The sequence below is a fragment of the Pelagibacterium montanilacus genome, assembly GCF_003992665.1.
GTDB lineage: Bacteria > Pseudomonadota > Alphaproteobacteria > Rhizobiales > Devosiaceae > Pelagibacterium > Pelagibacterium montanilacus.
This window is the reverse complement of record NZ_RZMX01000008.1, coordinates 142,575-163,194: the sequence shown is the minus strand read 5'-3', so window position 1 is coordinate 163,194 and position 20,620 is coordinate 142,575. Positions and strand designations below refer to the sequence as shown.

22 protein-coding genes are annotated in these 20,620 nt (G+C 63.7%); 17 read left to right on the top strand and 5 right to left on the bottom strand.

Features of this window, described 5'->3' with window-relative positions:
* The first annotated feature begins 483 nt into the window (after window positions 1–483).
* The 12 genes from EO136_RS02945 to EO136_RS02885 all read left to right on the top strand — a co-directional run bounded on the left by EO136_RS02945 (window position 484) and on the right by EO136_RS02885 (window position 10,994).
* The gene (locus EO136_RS02945) at window positions 484–1,740 is read left to right on the top strand and encodes a hypothetical protein (RefSeq protein ID WP_127142973.1); all 1,257 of its coding nucleotides are present in this window, start codon (window positions 484–486) and stop codon (window positions 1,738–1,740) included.
* The gene (locus EO136_RS18525) at window positions 1,737–2,522 is read left to right on the top strand and encodes an RnfABCDGE type electron transport complex subunit D (RefSeq protein WP_164730415.1); all 786 of its coding nucleotides are present in this window, start codon (window positions 1,737–1,739) and stop codon (window positions 2,520–2,522) included. The genes EO136_RS02945 and EO136_RS18525 overlap by 4 nt, the downstream gene beginning before the upstream one ends.
* Window positions 2,515–3,318: an NADH:ubiquinone reductase (Na(+)-transporting) subunit C gene (gene nqrC / locus EO136_RS02930; protein WP_127142971.1), complete on the top strand. Its 804-nt coding sequence runs from the start codon at window positions 2,515–2,517 to the stop codon at window positions 3,316–3,318. Before EO136_RS18525 ends, nqrC begins: the two co-directional genes overlap by 8 nt.
* On the top strand, window positions 3,319–3,978 hold the full coding sequence (locus EO136_RS02925; RefSeq protein ID WP_127142970.1) for an NADH:ubiquinone reductase (Na(+)-transporting) subunit D: 660 nt from the start codon (window positions 3,319–3,321) through the stop codon (window positions 3,976–3,978).
* A complete protein-coding gene (gene nqrE, locus EO136_RS02920) occupies window positions 3,975–4,574 on the top strand; it encodes an NADH:ubiquinone reductase (Na(+)-transporting) subunit E (protein ID WP_127142969.1) in 600 nt (199 codons plus the stop codon). Before EO136_RS02925 ends, nqrE begins: the two co-directional genes overlap by 4 nt.
* Window positions 4,571–5,788 carry an NADH:ubiquinone reductase (Na(+)-transporting) subunit F gene (gene nqrF, locus EO136_RS02915; RefSeq protein ID WP_127142968.1) on the top strand — a complete coding sequence of 406 codons (1,218 nt, stop codon included), beginning with the start codon at window positions 4,571–4,573 and terminating at the stop codon, window positions 5,786–5,788. The genes nqrE and nqrF overlap by 4 nt, the downstream gene beginning before the upstream one ends.
* Before the next feature lie 2 nt (window positions 5,789–5,790).
* The gene (locus EO136_RS02910) at window positions 5,791–6,756 is read left to right on the top strand and encodes an FAD:protein FMN transferase (protein WP_127142967.1); all 966 of its coding nucleotides are present in this window, start codon (window positions 5,791–5,793) and stop codon (window positions 6,754–6,756) included.
* 9 nt (window positions 6,757–6,765) lie between these two features.
* Window positions 6,766–6,945 (top strand): (Na+)-NQR maturation NqrM, encoded by a 180-nt coding sequence (nqrM, locus tag EO136_RS02905; protein WP_127142966.1) that lies wholly within the window; start codon window positions 6,766–6,768, stop codon window positions 6,943–6,945.
* Window positions 6,942–7,340 (top strand): CBS domain-containing protein, encoded by a 399-nt coding sequence (locus tag EO136_RS02900; RefSeq protein WP_246018250.1) that lies wholly within the window; start codon window positions 6,942–6,944, stop codon window positions 7,338–7,340. The genes nqrM and EO136_RS02900 overlap by 4 nt, the downstream gene beginning before the upstream one ends.
* A 69-nt stretch (window positions 7,341–7,409) precedes the next feature.
* On the top strand, window positions 7,410–8,156 hold the full coding sequence (locus tag EO136_RS02895) for an endonuclease/exonuclease/phosphatase family protein (RefSeq protein ID WP_127142965.1): 747 nt from the start codon (window positions 7,410–7,412) through the stop codon (window positions 8,154–8,156).
* Window positions 8,157–8,217: 61 nt separating this feature from the next.
* Window positions 8,218–10,035, top strand: coding sequence for an ABC-F family ATP-binding cassette domain-containing protein (locus tag EO136_RS02890; RefSeq protein WP_127142964.1), 1,818 nt, complete (start codon window positions 8,218–8,220; stop codon window positions 10,033–10,035).
* 311 nt (window positions 10,036–10,346) lie between these two features.
* On the top strand, window positions 10,347–10,994 hold the full coding sequence (locus EO136_RS02885) for a L,D-transpeptidase (protein WP_127142963.1): 648 nt from the start codon (window positions 10,347–10,349) through the stop codon (window positions 10,992–10,994).
* Between the two features lie 61 nt (window positions 10,995–11,055).
* On the opposite strand, the gene EO136_RS02880 is transcribed toward EO136_RS02885, so the two are convergent.
* Complete coding sequence (locus EO136_RS02880; protein ID WP_127142962.1) at window positions 11,056–11,262, bottom strand: hypothetical protein; 207 nt, start codon at window positions 11,260–11,262, stop codon at window positions 11,056–11,058.
* Between the two features lie 280 nt (window positions 11,263–11,542).
* Here EO136_RS02880 and EO136_RS02875 point away from each other — a divergent pair, with 280 nt between their 5' ends.
* Window positions 11,543–12,706: a PRC-barrel domain-containing protein gene (locus EO136_RS02875; protein ID WP_164730414.1), complete on the top strand. Its 1,164-nt coding sequence runs from the start codon at window positions 11,543–11,545 to the stop codon at window positions 12,704–12,706.
* Between the two features lie 897 nt (window positions 12,707–13,603).
* Here the strand turns inward: EO136_RS02875 and EO136_RS02870 are convergent.
* The 4 genes from EO136_RS02870 to EO136_RS02855 form a co-directional block, all read right to left on the bottom strand.
* Entirely contained in the window at window positions 13,604–14,032 is a 429-nt protein-coding gene (locus EO136_RS02870) for a phage holin family protein (RefSeq protein WP_164730413.1), read from the bottom strand.
* An 8-nt stretch (window positions 14,033–14,040) separates the two neighbouring features.
* Window positions 14,041–14,376, bottom strand: coding sequence for an ElaB/YgaM/YqjD family protein (locus EO136_RS02865; protein ID WP_127142959.1), 336 nt, complete (start codon window positions 14,374–14,376; stop codon window positions 14,041–14,043).
* A gap of 116 nt (window positions 14,377–14,492) precedes the next feature.
* A complete protein-coding gene (locus tag EO136_RS02860; protein WP_127143072.1) occupies window positions 14,493–15,047 on the bottom strand; it encodes a sigma-70 family RNA polymerase sigma factor in 555 nt (184 codons plus the stop codon).
* A gap of 14 nt (window positions 15,048–15,061) precedes the next feature.
* Window positions 15,062–15,268 (bottom strand): NepR family anti-sigma factor, encoded by a 207-nt coding sequence (locus tag EO136_RS02855; protein WP_127142958.1) that lies wholly within the window; start codon window positions 15,266–15,268, stop codon window positions 15,062–15,064.
* A gap of 161 nt (window positions 15,269–15,429) precedes the next feature.
* Between EO136_RS02855 and EO136_RS02850 the strand changes: the two genes are divergently transcribed.
* The 4 genes from EO136_RS02850 (at window position 15,430) to EO136_RS02835 (ending at window position 20,619) form a co-directional block, all read left to right on the top strand.
* Window positions 15,430–16,227 carry a response regulator gene (locus tag EO136_RS02850; protein ID WP_127142957.1) on the top strand — a complete coding sequence of 266 codons (798 nt, stop codon included), beginning with the start codon at window positions 15,430–15,432 and terminating at the stop codon, window positions 16,225–16,227.
* 84 nt (window positions 16,228–16,311) lie between these two features.
* Complete coding sequence (locus tag EO136_RS02845) at window positions 16,312–16,479, top strand: DUF1328 domain-containing protein (protein ID WP_127142956.1); 168 nt, start codon at window positions 16,312–16,314, stop codon at window positions 16,477–16,479.
* Window positions 16,480–16,572: 93 nt separating this feature from the next.
* Window positions 16,573–17,601, top strand: a complete 1,029-nt coding sequence (locus EO136_RS02840) for a sensor histidine kinase (RefSeq protein WP_164730411.1) — start codon at window positions 16,573–16,575, stop codon at window positions 17,599–17,601.
* A 558-nt stretch (window positions 17,602–18,159) separates the two neighbouring features.
* Window positions 18,160–20,619, top strand: coding sequence for a glycogen/starch/alpha-glucan phosphorylase (locus EO136_RS02835; protein WP_164730410.1), 2,460 nt, complete (start codon window positions 18,160–18,162; stop codon window positions 20,617–20,619).
* Window position 20,620 lies beyond the last annotated feature (1 nt).

The following is a 20,620-nucleotide window of genomic DNA, read 5'->3' as shown; positions in this document are numbered from 1 at the left end:
GGGTCTCCATGCGTTGAATCGGGCTTCGCCTGCAATGCGCTGTTTGACCAGGCAAAATGGTCGTGGTGGGGTTCTCAAGCTTCGGGCGAACCGGCCATCGTCCCGGCAGCGTCGGCGGCCATGAGGTGCAGCGAACCCTGCGCGTAAAAGTCTTTCCGGGCTGGTGCCGGGGAATCGCTTGCCTCGCGGCGCCGTGGGTAAATATGGGTACTGCGTACCCCCATCGCCCACGCTGAGTCACTTTTCCACAATTTCGGTCATCGGCGCCGACCGCTGCGCGACGGCGGCAAACGCCGGCCCCAGCGCGCGAAACCTGTCGAATCCTCCGGAAACCCGCGCCTTCCAGCGCCCCGCTGTCCCTCCACGCCTACGGAAGCACCGCGCGCCTTCAAGTAGAGGGCGCCGGGCCAGCTTGATCTGGATCAATGCCCAAGTCACAGTAGCGTTTACCGTTCGTGGCGGAGCGGTTTTTTGAGAGGTATCATGAGGATAGTCGCGAGGCGCGGGCTCACCGTGTCGCTTGCGGGCGCACCCATTCAGGAGGTCGGCGCCGATCCCGTCGCGTCCCATGTCGGGGTCATGGGGGCGGACTATCCCGTCATGCGCACCGAGCTGCTGGTCGAGGAGGGGCAATCCGTCGAGCCCGGCACCGCGCTCTTTCGCGACCGCAACCGGCCGCGCATCGTCGTCACTTCGCCGGTTTTCGGCGAAGTCGAGCAGATATCCATCGGCCACCGCCGGCGCCTGTCCGCGCTCACCATCGCGCTGGGCGAGGACAGTGGGGGCGAGCCGATCCGCTTCCCGCCGGGCCAGGCAGCGACCCCTGCCGGGCTTCGGACGTTCCTGCTGGAGTCAGGGCTCTGGCCGGCCCTGCGCACGCGCCCGTTCGAGCGCATTCCCGATCCCGATGGTGTCGCCGATGCGCTCTTTATCACCGCGATCGATACCGCCCCCCATGCCCCCGATCCCCGAATTGTGCTGGCCGATCGCGCGGAAGATTTCGCTCGCGGCGTCGAGGCGCTCACGCTGCTCACCGAGGGACCGTTGTTTGTGTGTCAGGACAGCGGGCCGGCGCTGCTCGAAGGCCTGCCGGAGCGGGTTTCCCTCGTCCGGTTCGCGGGCGCCCATCCCGCCGGGCTGGTGGGCACTCACATCGCGCGGCTCCGTCCGGTCGATGGGCAAGGCACGGTCTGGCATATCGGCTATCAGGATGTCGCGGCGCTCGGCCGGGCCCTTGCCAGCGGCAAGCTCGATCCGGTGCGCACCATCGCCATTTCGGGCCCCGGCCTTCGCTCTGCGCGCCTCGTGCGCGCGCCTCTGGGCGTCGATCTGCACGGCCTGCTGCGGTCCGAAATTACCGCAGGCGCCAAGCGCATTATCTCGGGACCGATCCTCTCGGGACGCGAAAGCCGCTATCTGGCGCGCTATCACCAGCAGGTCACCGTGCTAGACCGGGTCGAGCCCCGGCGCCGCCACTGGTTGCTCGGCGCGCTGCGCCAGGCTGCTGCGCCAGCGCCCTTCATCCCCACCCAGGCGCTCGAGCAGTCCTTCGGCCCGAACCTGCCGCTCGTGCCGCTCCTGCGTGCGCTGAGCATCGAGGATGCCCAGACCTGCGAGAGGCTGGGGTGCAAGGCGCTAGCCGAAGAGGATCTGGCGCTCGCCAGCTACGCCTCGGGCGGGAGCACCGATTTCGGGGCCCGGTTGCGGGCGGTGCTCGATCGGATCGAGGAGCCGGCGTGATCAGGGGTCTTTACCATCGCGATACCGTGGGCTGGCTCATCGCCGCAGCGGTCTTGCCCGTCTTGGCGGCAACGGTCGTCGAGCAGGGCGTTCCGGCGCTCGAACGGATGGGGCTGACCCTTGTGGTCGTGCTCGTCTGGCAGGCGGTGTTCCTGTGGGTCCGCGCCCAGCCGGCCTCTGCCACCGCGCTGGTCACTGCGATCGCGGTCGGGGTTCTGGCGCCGGGGGATTTCGCCGTCTGGCAGATCGTGCTGGCGGTCTCGTTCGGCACGGTGATCGGCGAGCAGATCTTCGGCGGCTGGGGTCGCAACATCATCAATGTCGGGGTTGCGACCCTGGCGTTCCTCTATTTCGCGTTCCCCGAGACGCTCCACGAGGGCGCTGGCCCGCTTGTGGCGGCTGCCTGTATTCCGGGTGCGTTATTGCTGTTGGCCACGGGCATCCTGGCGCCGGCGGTTCTGCTGGCCTCGGCGGTGGGAGCCGGCGTGGTGACACTGGGCCTGGACCAGAACCCGGTCGAACTTGTGGTCAATGGCAGTCTCGTCTTCGGACTGGTCTTTCTCGTCTGCGATCCCGTGGCGTCCGCGGCTACACGCGGCGGACGCTGGGTCTTCGGCTTGCTCGCGGGCGGGCTCATCGCGCTGTTCGCCTTTGCCGATGCTGGTTCGGACGTCCCCCACGCGGTGGTGTTCGCCGCGTTGCTTGCCTCGCTCTTTGCGCCGCTGATCGACGCCGCCGTCATCGCTCTCTCCAGCAGCCTGAGGAGGCGCCGCCATGGCTGAGATCAATCCCCTCGTCCTCTGGCGCCGGATTCTGGCCCTGCCCAATGAAAGCCGGATCAAGACGCTCGTGATCGCCTTTGCCGTTTCGGCGGTCTGCGCGCTGGTCGTGTCGGCCGCATCGGTGCTGCTGTCCCCGCTTCAGGAGGCCAACCGGGCCGCGGCGCAGGAGGCGCGCATGCAGGCCATGCTCGAGACCATGCCCGGCATAGCCGACCTGATCGCCGGGCTGGGTGGGGACGGGCTCGAGACCGTGATCGTGGATCTGCGCACCGGAGAGCCGGCCGATATCGACCCGGCGACGTTCGACGAAGCGGCGGTGCGCGCCGATCCCGAGACCAACACGGCCATCCCCGGACCCCAGGATATTGCCGGGCTCGGGCAGCGGCCCGACCTTTTGCCCGTCCATCTTGTGCGCGAGGGCGAGACGCTGCGACTGGTGATCCTGCCGGTCTCGGTGGTGGGCTATCAGTCGACGATCCGCGCTCATCTCGCGCTGCAGGGTGACCTCAATACCGTCGCGGCCTTTTCGGTGATCGAGCAGGGGGAGACCCCCGGGCTGGGCGCGCGCATCGAAGAGCCCGCCTGGGAAGCGCTATGGCCCGGCAAGCAGATCGCCGACGATGACGGTGAAATCCGGCTGACGGTGGTGCGCGGGCGGGCGACCGACGCCTATGAGATCGACGGAATTACCGGGGCCACCCGCACCGGTAATGCGGTCGCTGCAGCCGTCCAGTTCTGGATGGGCCCTTATGGCTTCGGGCCCTATCTCGAAACGCTGCGTGGGGAGGGGATCTAGATGCGCCAGGCGCTCCGCCATCTCTACGGTCCGATCATAGACAACAACCCGGTGACGCTGCAGATCCTGGGGATCTGCTCGGCGCTGGCGGTTACCACCTCGCTTTCGACCGCGCTCGTGATGTGCGCTGCCCTCACGGCGGTGCTGGTGAGCGGCAATATCATGATCTCGGCGATCAGGGCGCATATTCCCACCACCATAAGGCTTATCGTCCAGATCACGATCATCGCGTCGCTGGTCATCGTCACCGATCAGATCATCCAGGCCTTCGCCTTCGAGATGAGCGAGCGGCTTTCCATCTTCGTTGGGCTGATCGTCACCAATTGCCTCGTCCTGGGCCGGGCCGAAGCCTTCGCCATGCACAACCCCGTCGTGCCCTCGGCGCTCGACGGTCTCGGCAATGGGCTGGGCTATTCGCTGATCCTGGTCATTGTCGGCTCCATTCGCGAACTCTTCGGCGCCGGCACGCTTCTGGGTTTCACCATCCTGCCCACCATCTATGGCGGGGGCTGGTTCGTCCCGCTCAACCTCATGATGCTGGCCCCCAGCGCTTTCTTCATTCTGGGCCTGCTGATCTGGACGATCCGGTCCATCCGCCCCGTGCAGGTGGAGCCCGCGGACTTCGAGATATCGATCCAGCCCGACAGGAGAGCGCCGTGATCGATCTCTTCGTGCGCTCGATCTTTGCCGAAAATCTCGCGCTGAGCTTTTTTCTGGGCATCTGTACCTACCTTGCCGTCTCCAAGCGGCTCGATACGGCGGTGGGGCTCGGGATCGCGCTGATCGTGGTGCAGGCGATCACGGTACCGCTCAATCACCTGATCCTCGTTCGCCTGCTGGGTCCCGGATCATGGGACTGGCTCGGGCTGGGCGCGGTCGACCTCACCTTCCTCAACCTCATCGCCTTCATCGGCGTCATCGCCGCGATGGTGCAAATTCTCGAGATGGTGCTCGATCGGCATGTGCCCGCGCTCTACCGGTCGCTCGGCATCTACCTGCCGCTGATCACGGTCAACTGCGCCATTCTGGGGGGCAGCCTGTTCATGGTGGAGCGCGATTACACCCTCGCCGAAAGCGCGGTCTTCGGGCTGGGCTCGGGCATCGGCTGGGCTCTGGCCATCGTAGCGCTCGCCGCGCTTCGCGAACGCCTCAACTATGCGGATGTGCCTGCCGGGCTGCGCGGGCTGGGCATGGCCTTCATCGCGACCGGGCTTTTGTCGATGGGCTTTACCGCCTTTGCCGGGGTGCGCCTATGATCGCCATCCTGCTTGGCACCCTGCTGATCGTTGCGCTGGTCCTGACGCTGACGCTCGTCGTGATGGGTGCGCGGGCCGTCTTCTCGCCTGCGGGCCCCGTGGAGATCACCATCAACGGCGCAACGACGATCGCCGGGACGACCGGGCGCAAGCTTTTGGGCCTGCTCAACGATGCGGGAATCCCCGTGCCCTCTGCCTGTGCCGGGGCCGGGACGTGCGGGCTGTGCAAGGTGCGGGTCGCCGGTGGCGGTACGCCGCTGCCCACCGAGATCGCGAGGCTGGCCCGCGCGGACCTGCGGGAGGGCCAGCGCTTGGCGTGCCAAGTGGTGGTGCGCGAGCCGCTCGCCGTGGAGGTGCCCCAGGACATCCTTGCCGCCGAAAGCTGGTCGGCGGCGGTAGTCTCCAACACCATGGTCGCACCGCTCATCAAGGAGTTGGTGCTCGACCTGCCGGGCGGACGTGCCTTCGAATTCCGCGCCGGCGCGTATGTGCAGGTGGAGGTGCCTCGCTACGCGCTGGCTTTCGCCGATTTGGAAATCGATCCGGCCTACCAACGGGACTGGGACATGCTGGGCTGGCGCAGCCTTGAGGCGAAAAGCAGTGAACCGGTGAGGCGCGCCTATTCGATCGCAAACAGGCCCGAGGACAAGGGGACCATCGTGCTGACCATTCGGCTCGCCGTGCCCCCGCCGGGCGCCGAAGACCGTATTCCCCCCGGCGTAGGCTCGTCCTGGCTGTTCGGCCTGCGCGAAGGCGATACCGTTTCTGTCGCCGGCCCGTTCGGGGAGTTCCACGCCAAGGACACGGATGCGGAAATGGTGTTCATCGGCGGTGGCGTGGGCATGGCCCCGCTTCGCGCGATGATTCACGAGCAGCTCGCAAAGGGCTCGAAACGCAAGATTTCCTTCTGGTACGGCGCGCGCTCGAGCGCCGATATATTTTATCGCCAGGAGTTCGACATGCTGGCCCGGGACCATGAGAATTTCTCCTGGACGCCGGCCCTGTCCGAGCCCCTGCCCGACGCGCGCTGGACCGGGGCGACCGGTTTCATCCACGACGTGGTGCAGCAGCGCTACCTCAAGGACCACGCAGCTCCCGAAGCCTGCGAATACTATCTCTGCGGACCGCCGCTGATGATCCAGGCCGTACTCGCCATGCTGGACGCCAACGGCGTCGAGTCTTCCTCCATCTTCAACGACGATTTCGGGATTTAGCCATGGTTACCCGCCGTCACTTCCTCGCCCTCTCCGGTGCCGCCGCGCTCTGGGCCCCGCATGCCGCGCGGGCCGGGGGAGGCGTTGCGACATTCGGGGGATCGGCCTTCGGCTCCTACTGGCGCCTGACCGCGCCGCTCGGGATCGACCAGCCGTCCATCGCCGCAATGCTTGATGGGATGGTGGTGGACAAGGAACGGGTCTTTTCGCCCTACCGCCCCGACAGCGTGCTCACGGCCTTCAACATGTCACGGACCACCGGGATCCAGCCGACCCATGTGGATTTGCGCGCAGTGCTTGCGTCCGCGCTCGAAATCGCTGCGTCAAGCGAGGGGGCGTTCGATCCGGCCGTCGGCCCCATCGTCGGCCGATACGGGTTCGGCCCGCTGTCGGACGGTTCCCCCGGCCATTTCAGCCAGCTCGCCGTCGATGGCCACGGCATCGGAAAGGACGCGCCGGGGCTTTGCATCGATTTGTGCGGCATCGCCAAGGGGCACGCGCTCGATGCCATGCGGACGGTCCTCGCCGGGGCAGGGGTCACCGACTACCTGCTCGATCTGGGCGGCGAACTCACCGCCTCGGGCCGTCATCCCTCCGGGCGCGACTGGCAGGTGATGATCGACGGCTCGGAGCGCTCGGGCGCGCCGATCGTTCTCGCGCTGGCCGGACGCAGCGTCGCCACCTCGGGCAATGCGGCGCAAGGCTATGAGCTGGGCGGCCGCAGGGTAGGTCACATCATCGATCCGCACGCCAACGTCCCCGCAGCGGGGCCTGTGTATTCGGTCTCGGTGCTGTCCGAGAACGCACTGATCGCCGATGGCTGGGCAACGGCGCTGATGGCCGCGCCTTATCCTCAGGCACTCGCCATGGCCGGCAGCAAGGGGATCGATGCGCTGTTTCTCGTGTCCAATGGTGGGCGTCTCGTGCCGACGACCACCGGCCGTTTTGGTGCCCATCTCGTAAGTTAGGCCAGCATCATGGAAACCGTCATCCTCACCCTCGTCATTGTGCTGCTCTCGGTCGCCGGGCTGGCGCTGGGCGTCATCTTCGGGCGCGAGCCTATCAAGGGATCGTGCGGCGGGCTCGCCTGCCTCAAGGACGTGGACTGCAGCATCTGCCCCCATCACCGCAAAGCCTCGCGGGGAAGCGCCTCGTGAGCGCCGGGGACACGCTTTCGGCATGGATGGTGACCGACATCGCCTCGGTGCTTCCGGACATGGAAATCGGCTACGCGGTTCGGTTTCTGCTGGACCGCAGGATTTCAGGCGCGCCGGTCGTGGACTCCACGGGCGGCATGGTCGGCATCATCACCAAGAAAGACTGCTTTCGCGCGGCCCTCAATGCGGCCTATTACAAGCAATGGGGCGGCACGGTAGAACGCTATATGGTGCGGGACGTCGAGACGCTGGACGCGGATCTCGATATCGTCTCGGCAGCCCAAGCCTTCGCGCGCACGCCCTACAGGCTGTTTCCTGTGATGCGCGACGGCGATCTGGTGGGGCTGTTGTCGCGCTCCGATCTCCTGCGCGCCTTTCTTGCCCAGCACGGCTGACCGCGACATGGCGGATCAAACTCCCGTGCCGTTCGTTGACGTGACACATTTGGACGGCAAGAATACAAGATGATCTCTGTCGCATCGTACAACATCCGCAAAAGCGTTGGCCTCGACTGGAAGCGCGATCCTGGGCGCATTCTCGCGATCCTCAAGGAGATCGATGCCGATGTCGTCGCGCTCCAGGAAGTCGACCGGCGGTTCGGCAGCCGTACCACCTCGCTCTCGCCCGATCTGATCGAGGAGACGACAGAGTATGTCCCGATCAGGTTCGGGGTTCGCAAGCAGAGCCTGGGTTGGCACGGCAATACGATTCTCGTGAAGCGCGGAATCGAGGTGCTCGATATCGCGACGCTGACGCTGCCGGCGCTCGAGCCGCGCGGTGCCGTGCTCGCCGATTTAGCGGTGGGCGAAACCAGGCTGCGCATTATCGGGCTGCATCTGGGCCTTGTCGATCTCTGGCGCCGCCGTCAGGCGCGTTCGGTCCTCCACCAGCTCGACGTGCTCGACGAAACCCTGCCCACCATCATCATGGGCGATCTCAACGAGTGGACCACCGAGGGCGGCTGTCTCGCCGACTTCTCCCGGGACCACAGGATCATCGCGCCCGGGCCGAGTTTCCATGCCTCCAGGCCCATGGTGCCTTTCGACCGGATCATCACCACCATGGATATCGAGGTCAGGGAATCGGGCGTCCATAGCTCGCGCCTCGCGCGTCGCGGATCTGACCATCTGCCCATCTGGGCGCGGATCGAGGTGGACGAGGCCGCCGCCGCCGAGCGCCTGCGCCAGCAGGTCGAAGCGTTGCGGGCTTGAACTCGGGTCCGATTGGCTGCATTGCTCCGGTCAAGTTGTTCCCCACAGTATTTTGGATCTCATGGCCGCGCCCCTCCTGACCCTTCAATCCATCCGCCTCGTGCTCGGCAGCACGCAATTGCTCGACGGGGCCGAGCTTTCGGTCTCGGCGGGCGAGAAGATCGCACTGGTGGGGCGAAACGGGTCGGGCAAGTCCACCCTGCTGCGCATTGCGGCGGGCATCACCGAGGCCGATGGCGGCGATCGGTTCGTCCAGCCGGGCGCCACGGTGCGCTATCTTCCCCAGGAGCCGGACCTTTCCGGCTTCGCCTCCACGCTGGCCTATGTCGAGCAGGGGCTGGAGGGCGCAGACGATCCGTATCGCGCCCAGTACCTGCTCGAGCAACTGGGGCTGACGGGCAGGGAAACGCCGGCCTCGCTCTCGGGCGGGGAGGCGAGGCGCGCGGCGCTGGCGCGGGTTCTGGCCCCTTCGCCCGATATCCTGCTGCTCGATGAGCCCACCAACCATCTGGACCTGCCGGTGATCGAATGGCTGGAAGCCGAGTTGCGCAGCCTGCGCTCGGCGCTGGTCCTGATCAGCCATGACAGGCGCTTCCTCGCCGATCTCACCCGCGCCACCGTCTGGATCGACAGGGGCGAAACGCGCCGGATCGATGAGGGCTTCGGCAAGTTCGAGGCCTGGAGGGACGATTATCTCGAGCGCGAGGAGCAGGCCCAGCACAAGCTTGCCCGCAAGATCGTCGCCGAGGAGCATTGGGTGCGTTACGGGGTCACCGCTCGCCGCAAGCGCAATGTTCGGCGCATGGGCGAGTTGGCCGAGCTGCGCAACAAGGTCCGGGACTATCGCGGGCCGCAGGGCAATGTGAAGATGACGGTGTCGGAAGGCCAGGGCTCGGGCGCGCTGGTCATGGAGGCAGTGGGGATAACCAAGGCGTTCGGCGAGCGGGTGGTGGTGCGCGACTTCTCCACCCGCATCATGCGCGGCGCCCGCATCGGGATCGTCGGGCCCAATGGAGCGGGCAAGACCACGCTCATCCGCATGCTCACCGGCGAGCTCGAACCGGATACCGGTTCGGTCCGGCTGGGCTCGCGGCTCGAGCTTGCGGTGCTCGATCAGCGCCGCGCCTCGCTCGAAGCCGACCAGACCGTCAAGGAGTTCCTCACCGGCGGGGGCAGCGACACCCTGACGATCAATGGCGAGCCCAAGCACGTCATCGGCTACATGAAGGAATTCCTCTTTGCGCCGGACCAGGCCCGGGCCCCGGTGGCCAAGCTTTCGGGCGGCGAGCGGAACCGGCTGGTCCTCGCGCGGGCGCTGGCCCTGCCGTCGAACACCCTGGTACTCGACGAGCCCACCAACGACCTCGATCTCGAAACGCTCGATCTGCTCGAGGAAATGATCTCGGACTATCCCGGCACGGTCATCGTGGTCAGCCACGACCGCGATTTCCTCGACAAAGTGGCCACGTCGATCATAGTTGCGGAGGGCGATGGCAACTGGACCGAATATGCGGGTGGTTATTCCGACATGGTCTCCCAGCGCGGCCAGGGCGTGGGCGCCCGAACAGGCGACAAGAGCCGGGGCGGGCAGGGCTCGGGCGGGGGTGCGAGGGGCGAAAAATCGCCTGCGCCCCAAGCCCAGCGCAAGCTGAGCTTCAAGCACAAGCACGCGCTCGAAACGCTTCCAGGCCGGATGGATGCCCTGCGCCAGGAGATATCAGGTTTCGAGCGTAAGTTGGCCGATCCTAAACTTTATGCCAGGAATCCCGACGAGTTCGCCCGCACCAGCGATGCACTGGACAAGGCTCAGGCCAAGCTCGCCAATAGCGAGGAAGAATGGCTCGAGCTCGAGTTGTTGCGCGAGGAAATCGAGGGCTGAGGTATTCGCCCGCGATCACAAGCTTGCGACCGCAGCGTACTTACGGAATTGTAAATGAGTTTGCGGCAATCTGTCGTTATCGCTCGTTGGCGTTGCACTTCGGCAGCATTTCGCGGCGTTCAACAGTTCTGTCGTGCTTGTGATTTGACGTTCTTGGACAGTGTTTGACAAGCAGTTGAAGTGTTGGTCGTGCGCGAGTTGCGGTCATCGACGGAACCCCTCACAGGCAGAAGGGTTATCTCACCGCACGGGGCGCCGGCAGATGCGGGGGCCGGCTTATTTGAACAACAGACAATGACAGAACAGCAAAAATGATCCGACGCGAATTTCTTGCTGGCGCCGCCAGCCTCTCGGCACTCGCCCTGGCCGGCTGTAGCACCACAGCCCAGCCGCCCCAGCCCACCGAGCCACAGTTCGACCCGTTCTATTTGAATATGTATGGGCCAATGATGGACGAGGGCCGGGCGGTCCCTGCCGTGGATCTGCGGTACCTGGACCCGGCCTATTATCGCCGGGTGGTGCCCAATCCTACCGGCGAACGGCCTGGCACCCTCTATGTCGATACGCCCAACCGTTATCTCTATCTGACCTTGGCTGATGGTCAGGCTGTTCGGTATGGCTGCGGCATCGGGCGCGACGGGTTCGAATGGTCGGGTAAGGGCTACATCAATCACAAGCGCAAATGGCCGACCTGGACGCCGCCGGCGTCGATGATCGAGCGCGAGCCGCACCTCGAGGAATGGCGGAACGGCCAACCGGGCGGGCTCGACAATCCGCTGGGTGCTCGCGCGCTCTATATCTTCGAAGATGGTCGCGACACCATTTACCGTGTGCACGGGTCGGGCGAAGCCTGGACCATGGGCAAGGCGGTGTCCTCGGGCTGCGTGCGCCTGCTGCACCATGATGTCATCGATCTTTACAACCGCGTCTCGAGCGGTTCGCCGATCATCGTCGCCTGACGCCAGGCCCTTGGTCTGCCAAGAGCGAGGCTCGCATCCTGATCGGTGCGGGCCTTTTCCTTTAGGCGGGTGCGGAAATCAACGGCAGGTGGTCGAGTGCCATCGCGCTTCGCACTTCCGCGCTTGTGTGGCCGAGCGAAAAGCCGGCAAGAGTAATAAGCGCTGCACCTACGAGAACGATGGACAGCCACCCCACGGCGAAACCGCGGTAGGAATAGCTCTTGATGGCGACGTGCCGGTGGCGCGTGGACGCGTTGAACTGGAACACGGATGCTCACCCTTTCTTTGTCTGTCTGCTGATCGCTGTGTTGCTCTCTCATTGAGACGGCAGAAGGGTTGCAAAAGGCCAATTGTGCGGCAGCATGCCATCTTCCGGCCACAACCTGGCGCGGCAAAACCCCAAAAAACGCCTGCTATGCCGTCGAGTTCCCGAAAAACTTTTCCTGCATTTTATCGCTGATCCATGTGAATCCGGGTGGTTGGGCTGGAACCACGAACGGGGGGGCGCGTTCTTACCCCCGATGACCGCGGCGGGCTCGTCCTGCACAATGACGGTCAGCAAACTTGAAAAGCGATTTCAGGAGAAAACCATGTATCGCAAGCTTCTTGCCTCTACCGCGCTTTCGCTCGTCATGGCGGGCAGCGCCTTTGCCCAGGACACCACCGTGGACCCGATGGCGAACGATCCAATGATGGACGCTCCCGCCCAGGACACGATGCAGGAAACACCCGAAGAGCCGCTCGTCTCGGCCTCAGAGACAGGCGTGAATGCTGATGGCTGGTTGGCCTCAGAGGTCATGGGTATGGAAATCAACAACTCCACCGCCGAAGATGCCGAAACCATCGGCGAGGTCAACGATTTCGTTCTCAATGCCGATGGCGGCGTCGCAGCGGTCGTCGTAGGCGTTGGTGGTTTCCTCGGCATCGGTCAGAAAAACGTTGCCATCGCATGGGATGAGTTGCAGCTCGTCAGCGATGTCGACGGCAATCAAATGCTCGTTGCTGAACGCACCCGTGAGCAGCTGGAAAGCGCAGCTGAGTTCGATCGTCAGGAATGGCTGGCCAGCGAAAGCGCAACCACAGACGTGCCTGCCGATCCGGCAATGGACGCGGAAGGCGACGCCATGGCTCCGGCAGACCCGGCGATGGAGACCGAGGGTGACGCAATGGCTCCCGCGGATCCCGCTATGGACGCGGAGGGCGATGCAGAGGCCCCCGCTGACCCGGCTATAGAAGCCGAGGACGACGCAATGGCCCCCGCTGACCCGGCAATGGAGACCGAAGGTGACGCAATGGCACCGGCTGGCGACGCCATGGCCCCTGCTGACCCTGACATGGATTCGGCCGAGACCGACGCCATGGACTGGAACACTTACGAGGCCGTGCCCGTGACCGATCTGTCGGCTGAAGAGCTGAACGGCACCACCGTTTACGGTGCAGATGACGAAGATATCGGCGCGATCGGCGATGTGCTGCTGTCGGAAGACGGTCAGGTGGAAGCCGCGATCATCGACTTCGGAGGATTCCTCGGAATCGGCACCAAGCCGGTTGCCGTATCCTTCGAGGATCTTGAGTTCCTGCGTGACGAAGGCGACAACCTCGTGCTTCGCACCAGCCTGACCGAAGAGCAACTCGATGCTGCTCCCGAGTATGACGAGGACGCGTACCTCGAAGCGCCGGGCGACGACACCACCACGCTTCGCGTGCAGTAAGCTCAAGGGCTTATCATCGACCTGACGGTATTTGGCCGGGGCTCACACCCCGGCCATTTCTTTGTGCGCGGTGTCCATGCCCAACAGAGTAAGCCCCTGGGCATCGGCCCCGACCACTGGTTTCTCCGATAAGAACAACGACGGTTCCATGGCCGGGGACAGGTGCGTTCCGCATCGTACAAGGTGGGGAGGGGCGCTTATCCCCGCTATCCCATGCCGGTCCGTCGTGCAGGCGCTGATGATCTGTCTGACTGTGAATTGCGGCTATCGAGGCTTCGCCCAAGCAGGCCCACCGCGCAGGTGGTCGGCCAGTCCGAGGGGTTCGGGACGGACCTGTGCGGGTGCGGCGGAAAGCCTGTAACCCCGCGCCCGCCCTTTCCATCAGCTTTGCACGCATGGACGCAGCCCCTGCCTTAGCCTTTTCGCATTGTCGGAAGACACCGGGGGTCGGCACCAAGGCAGCCGGCACGGATGCGCCAGAATTACGCTCATGGACTCCGGCCCGCGCCGGAAGCAGCGTTGGTGATGTGCGATAGAGCTGAGACGGACACGCTCTGGAGGGGGGCGAGCTATTCTGAGGTACCGATGGTCTGCCAACGGTCGACGCGGTGTCGACGAGAATTGGAAATACTTCTGCGGTTCGCGAGCGCGACGAGGTCGAGGACTGGGAGCCCCGTTCTGACCCAATCAGCAACGGGGAAGGCAGTGGCCAGATACCCGTGAGCAGAATGCGAGGAAGGCCGGAAGCGGTGTCCGGCCTTCCTGTGATGGGTAATAATGAAGCAGCCTGCCTGCCTGGGGCTTTCCAGGAAAAGTGCAAACACTTTTCCTGGTCGGACATGCGCCAAGACAAAGACTTGGGGCTCCTGTTCCGGATCAATCAGAACAGGATATGCTCTAGTCTTCGGAATCTCCAGAACCCCGGCCGAACATGAACCATGCCGTCGCGATCATGGCGGCAGCGGGCAGGAGCTTGGATCCTTTGCTCCGCGACAGGATCCGTACGACCGTGCCGGTGAGCGAAAGGCTCGAGGCAAGCATCGCGGTGTTGACGGAAGACTGCCGGCGCTCACGCTGCTTCTGTTTGGCTCTGGACATCAGCACGCCGGCCAGTATGGCCGCGATCAGGAGCAGCGTGCCCCCGAAGATCAGAGCCGCGATCAACGGATCGCTGACCGAGGCGAGCCAGATATAGGCCGCCGCAACAAGGAAGCCCGCGCCTGTGAGGCCCACAAGCACGAGCGCTGCATAAAGTCCGACAACCTGGCCAACCGACCGCGCCTTTTGCGATGCCTGATTGGCCAGCGCCGAAACGGGGGCGGGCATGGGCATGCCTAGACCCGAAGAATTTTGGACAGGAGATACCCGACGCCCGCGGCGATGAGGACCGAGGTCAGGGGCTTCTCCCGGATCGCGGTCTTGAGCTCGTCTTCGGCGTGCTCGAGATTCTCGTTCACGCTGTCGAGGGTTTCCTCGCCCTTCTTGACCGCCTTGCGTCGGACCCGGTCGGCTTCCTCGCGTGCGGAGTTTCCCCGGTATTTTACGATGTCACCGAGCGTTGCCGTGATCGCGGAGACGTCCTCGCGCAGGGCTGCGATTTCCGCATCGAGATCCTTGGCGGGATCGCGCTGCGCGCTCGTGGTCCGGGTAGACGTTTCTGCACGCGCCATGTGTATTCTCCTAAGGTTGGATCGGTACTAACCGCGACTCAAACGCATGAATGCGTACGAGGTTCCGGGCTTTTCGCCCGAAACCTCGCAGGGGGTGCAATAGACAGGGATCGAGATCAGGCCGCGCTGGGTGAATTGAGGTTCATCACACCCACCGAAACCGCATCGGGCCCGTATTCGCCGTCGCCTTCGAGCTTGAGAATCTTGGAGAGCTGGGTGCGCGCGCGGCTCACGCGGCTCTTGATGGTGCCGACCGCGCAGTCGCAGATGTCGGCTGCTTCCTCGTAGGAAAAGCCTGATGCTCCCACCAGGATCAGGGCCTCGCGCTGATCTTCAGGCAGCATGTTCACCGCGGACTTGAAATCCTCCATGTCCAGACGGCCGACCTGTTCGGGGTGGCTCGACATGCGTTCGGCCATCGCGCCCTCGGGGTCGGACACCTCGCGCTTGCGCTTGCGCATCTGGCTGTAGAACTCATTGCGAAGAATCGTGAATAGCCAGCCCTTGAGATTGGTCCCTGGGGTGAAGCTGGACCGCTTGTCCCATGCACGGACAAGAGTCTCCTGAACCAGATCATCGGCCTTGTCGGCGGCGCCCACCAGCGACATCGCAAAAGCACGAAGATTGGGGATCACGCTGAGCAATTCGGAGCGAAAATCATACTCGGCCATGTCTGCGCCCTCGCTCAATTCGACTTCCCGTCGTCTTCCTCGAGCTTCTTGAGCAGCTCCACGAGACGGTCAGGGACGGGCTCGGACACGACATTGTCGTAAAGTTCGCGCAGCCTGAGTCCGATGAAGGATTGGGAATCGTCACCCAGCCGCGGCTCGTCGGCCCCACCGGCGCTTTCGGGCGCCCTGTTCTCCTGCTTGCTGCTGTTGACTTGGTTCACGTGTGGCACCCCGTATTGAGAATTCTCGTTCCGCCCCAAACGCGGCGCCTTGAAAAAAGTTCCGGACTTTTTGGAACTTTGTCGCGAGACCGTCATTATGAACCTTGTTATCGCCTCACCGGTTCCGGCGGTGAGGATGTTTGTGCGAGGGAGCCAAATAGATGAATCTTGCAGAGGTGATTGCGCCGCATCTCCCCTATCTGCGCCGTTTTGCGCGATCGCTGACTGGCACGCAGGCCAGCGGGGACGCCTATGTCGGGGCCACGCTCGAGGCGCTGGTGTCCGACCGTGATCTGTTTCCTAAGCATCTGGACGCCAAAGTCGGCCTCTACAAGGTGTTTTCGCAGCTCTGGCGCTCCGTGGACATCAATCTTTCCGATGTTCCAGAGCCGAGCCATTCATGGGAAGCGCAGGCGCGTCGCAGCCTGACGGCCATCGCGCCGTTGCCGCGCCAGGCATTCCTGCTGCTGGCCGTCGAGCGGTTCTCGCACAGTGAGGCCTCGGAAATCCTCGGAGTGGACGAAGATGAATTCGGTCGTCTGATCGACCAGGCCTCCTCGGACATGGCCCGGCAGGTTGCAACCGATATCATGATCATTGAGGACGAGCCGCTCATTGCAATGGACATCGAGCAGATGGTCGAGTCGCTCGGGCACACGGTTACGGGTGTCGCCCGGACCCATGCCGAGGCGATCAAGCTCTTCAACGAGAAGCGCCCCGGGCTCGTTCTCGCCGATATCCAGCTCGCTGACGGCAGCTCGGGCATCGACGCAGTCAACGACATCCTAAAGACAGTCAGTGTTCCGGTGATCTTCATCACCGCGTTCCCCGAGCGGCTGCTGACCGGCGAGCGGCCCGAACCGGCCTTCCTCGTCACCAAGCCCTTCCAGCCCGACATGGTCAAGGCGCTGGTCAGTCAGGTGCTGTTCTTCTCCGAGCAGATCGAGGAGGCCGCCTGAATTCGACTTGGTCGGGAACGGCTCGCGGGTTTGATCGTTCTCCTGTCAACGTGTTGGTTATATGCAGTGACGGGAGTTTGACGGATGCTTGGATGGGCTCTAACGTTCCTCATCATAGCGCTGATTGCAGCGGTGCTGGGATTCTCAGGGATCGCTGGCGCCGCTTCGACCATAGCTCAGGTGCTCTTCTTTGTGTTCCTGGTGGCTCTGGTGGTCAGCTTGGTCATGGGTTGGGGACGTCGTCGCACTTAACACGCGCGTCCGCTTGAGAAACGGGCAGATGGGCTGATGCGCATCAAGGCTTTTGAAGATCAGGCGTCGACGGAACGGCCAAAAGCAGGGACCGTGAACCAAAACGACAATGACAGCGGGAATGACGCGGCGCTGCTGGCCGAGGCGGGAGGGACCGATGCAGATCGGTCCCGTCGCCTTGGTTTTGCCATTCGTGCGCTTGGCCGTACCCCCGTGTCGATATTTTATCAATCGTCGGACCTGACCTATCAATGGGCGGAAAACGTGCCCGACGCGATGGGGGGAGGCGATGTCGTGGGTCGCACCGACCACGATCTGCTGCCAAGCCTGGCCGCCGATCGCCTGACCGCGTCCAAGCTCAAGGTGCTTGAAGCCGGTGATCCACAACGGTTCGAGCTTCCCGTCAATCTGGGCGGTGAAGTGCGTTGGTTCGACGTCTGGATCGACCCCGACCGGGACCAGGGGAATCGTGTCGCTGGCGTGTTTACCACACTCATCGAGATGACCGATCAGAAGCGCCGCGAGGTTCAGCTCAAGAACCTGCTGCGCGAGGTCAGCCACAGGTCGAAAAACCTTCTGGCCATCGTTCTCAGCCTCGCATCCCAGACCGCCCGCAGTTCCTCGACGCTGAGCGGGTTCGTCGGCGCGTTCTCGGGTCGACTGCAGGCTATCGCGCGTGCTCAGGATCTGGTGACCGACCGCGACTGGCGCGGTGCGCTCATGAGCGATCTGATCTCCCGCCAACTCGCCCTGTTCCGTGGAGACAAGGCGCTTCCCGTAAAGGTTAGCGGCGAAGATCTGGTCATCTCACCCTCCGCCGCGCTCTATGTTGGTCTGGCCATTCACGAGCTCGCGGCTAACTCCGTGCGCTCGGGCCAGCTCGTGGCACTCAGCGGCTCGATTGATGTGAGCACCCGGATCGAAACGCTCGCGGACGGGGGCAGGGCCCTGGTTCTGGAATGGAGCGAATTGGGTGCTGGCACCGGGGGCGAGATGGAGCCCCTGACGCGGGCATTTCTTGAAAACGTCGTGCCTCTGGCCGTTGAAGGCAGCGGGTCGCTGGCTGCGGACGGCGAGGGCATGCGCTACGTGCTCAAGGTCGACGGCGTCCACATCGCCTGATTTTCGTCCGCTCAGGCCATCAATCCCGAGTTTTCGAGACAAACACTCCTGTGAACGCAGAAAGACCGGCCTCGCATGGCGAAACCGGTCTTCCGATTGACGGGGCGCTGGGGGAAACGCCGCCGTTCGTGAAGATAACGCACGCGCCGCTTTTCGGGTTCCCGAAGAAATGCTCGATCTTTGGACCGTTTCCAGAAAAAGTTGATTTCCTTTTCCACCTCGCAAACCCGGCAGATCAAAAGCCTTCAGCGCCTGTACTGGGCCAGCCACAACGGGTTAGGGTCAAGCGCGATTTTCCCAAAAGAAAGGGAGGATTGCCGGGCAAGCAATCCTCCCAAGGGTAGGGCTTAGGGCGCGACGGAGGTAGGGGCGCCTCCATCGGCTGCATACCAAACGGATTGATCCGCTCAATGGTTCCAGCAAGGCGCAAAAAATGCGCATCGGATGTGGCTGAACGTTGCACAGCGGCAGGGAAATGGCGCTGGCAACGCCTCCGATCTCGTGCAACACTCTGAGCCCGGGAGGGGAAGGATTTGGCCGTATTGAATGGGATGCGACATGCCGCAAAAGCCGATCGTCTACGATGCCCCCAAGCCGCAACCGCGCGCCAACGATGCCGCGAGCCTGAAAAGCGAAATCCTTGAAAAGCTTACATATGCTGTCGGCAAGGATCCCATCGTCGCCCGGGATACCGACTGGCTGACCGCGACGATCCTTACGGTTCGAGATCGCATCATCGACCAGTGGATGGAATCGACTCGCGATACATGGCGGACGTCCAAGAAGCGCGTTTACTACCTCAGCCTCGAATTCCTCATTGGCCGGCTTATGCGCGACGCCATCACCAATCTAGGGTTGATGGACGACGTGCGCGAGGCGCTGGCGTCCTTCAACGTCGATATCGAGGAGTTGATCGAGCGCGAGCCCGACGCTGCGCTCGGCAATGGTGGCCTCGGACGGCTCGCCGCGTGCTTTCTGGAATCGATGTCGACCATCAAGGTCCCCGCCTATGGGTACGGGATCCGTTACGTTCATGGGCTTTTCCGGCAGGAAATTTCCGATGGCTGGCAGGTGGAGTTGCCCGAAACCTGGCTCGCCCACGGCAATCCGTGGGAGTTCGAGCGGCGCGAGAGCTCCTATGAGGTCGGCTTTGGCGGTCATGTCGAGCCGGTGCCTCAGCCCGATGGCACGGTGCGGCAGGTCTGGCATCCGGCCGAGCATGTTCTTGCTGTGGCCTTCGACACGCCTGTTGTCGGCTGGCGCGGCGCGCGAGTGAATACCCTGCGGCTCTGGAGCGCCCAGGCCATCGATCCCATCCTGCTCGATCGCTTCAACTCCGGCGATCATGTGGGTGCGCTCGAGGAGAGTGCCAAGGCCGGAGCGCTGACCCGCGTGCTTTACCCCGCGGATTCCAATCCTGCGGGGCAGGAGTTGCGCCTGCGTCAGGAGTTCTTTTTCTCTTCAGCCTCGCTGCAGGACATCGTGCGCCGCCACCTCCAGCAGTATGGCGATCTCGGTTCGTTGCCCGAGAAGGTCGCCATCCAGCTCAACGACACGCATCCCGCGATTTCCATCGCCGAAATGATGCGCATCCTGATCGACATCCATGGGCTGGGCTGGAAGGAGGCCTGGAAGCTCACGCGCGGCACCTTCGCCTACACCAACCACACCCTGCTGCCCGAAGCGCTCGAGAGCTGGCCGGTGGCGCTGATCGAGCGGCTTTTGCCGCGCCAGATGCAGATCGTTTATGCCATCAACGCCCAGCTGCTCGAGGAGGCCCGCGAGAAGGGCGTGGATGCTGGACGCATCTCGGCCATCTCGCTGATCGACGAGCAGGGGGGCCGGCGGTTGCGGATGGGCTCGCTCGCGTTCGTGGGCGCCCATTCGGTCAACGGGGTCTCGGCGCTGCACACCGATCTGATGAAGAAGACGGTGTTCGCCGATCTTCACCAGATGTATCCCGACCGGATCAACAACAAGACCAACGGGGTCACCCCGCGCCGCTGGCTCATGCAGTGCAATCCGGGGCTGACGCGGCTGGTTTCCGAGCGCATCGGCCCGGGCTTTCTCGACGATATCGAGCTGTTGGCAAAGCTCGATGACCATGCCGAGGACCGGGGCTTCCAGAACCAGTTCGATGCGGTCAAGCGCGCCAACAAGGAGCGGCTCGCCGAGGTGATCGCCGAGCGGATCGGCGTCACCGTGTCCCCTGACGCCATGTTCGACGTCCAGATCAAGCGCATCCATGAATACAAGCGCCAACTGCTCAACATCATGGAGGCCGTGGCCCAGTACAACATGATCCGCGCCCATCCCGAGAAGCAGTGGGTGCCCCGGGTCAAGATTTTTGCCGGCAAGGCCGCGCCCAGCTACTGGAACGCCAAACTCATCATCAAGCTCATCAACGACGTTGCCCGGGTCGTGAACGGAGATCCCGCGGTGCGCGGGCTGCTCAAGATCGCCTATATCCCGAACTACAACGTGTCCCTGGCCGAAACCATCATTCCGGCCGCCGATCTTTCCGAACAGATATCGACCGCCGGCATGGAAGCCTCGGGCACCGGCAACATGAAGTTCGCGCTCAATGGCGCCCTGACCATCGGTACGCTCGACGGGGCCAATGTGGAAATGCGCGATCATCTGGGAGCCGAGAACATCGTGATCTTCGGGATGACCGCCGATCAGGTGGATGAGCAGCGGTCCCATCACCGCTCGCCGCGCGAGACAATCGAGGGGTCCTCCATGCTCGCCGAAGTCATGGAAGCGATAGGGGGCGGGGTGTTCTCGCCAGACGACCGCGGACGGTATCGGGAGCTCATGGACGGGCTCTACGACCACGACTGGTTCATGGTCGCCCGGGACTTCGATGCCTATTACGCCGCACAGCGGAATGTCGATGCCATCTGGTCCGACGATGCGCGGTGGTCGGCCATGGCGATCCGGAACACGGCCCGTATGGCATGGTTCTCCTCGGATCGCACGATCCGGCAATACGCACAGGAGATCTGGAAAGCATAGA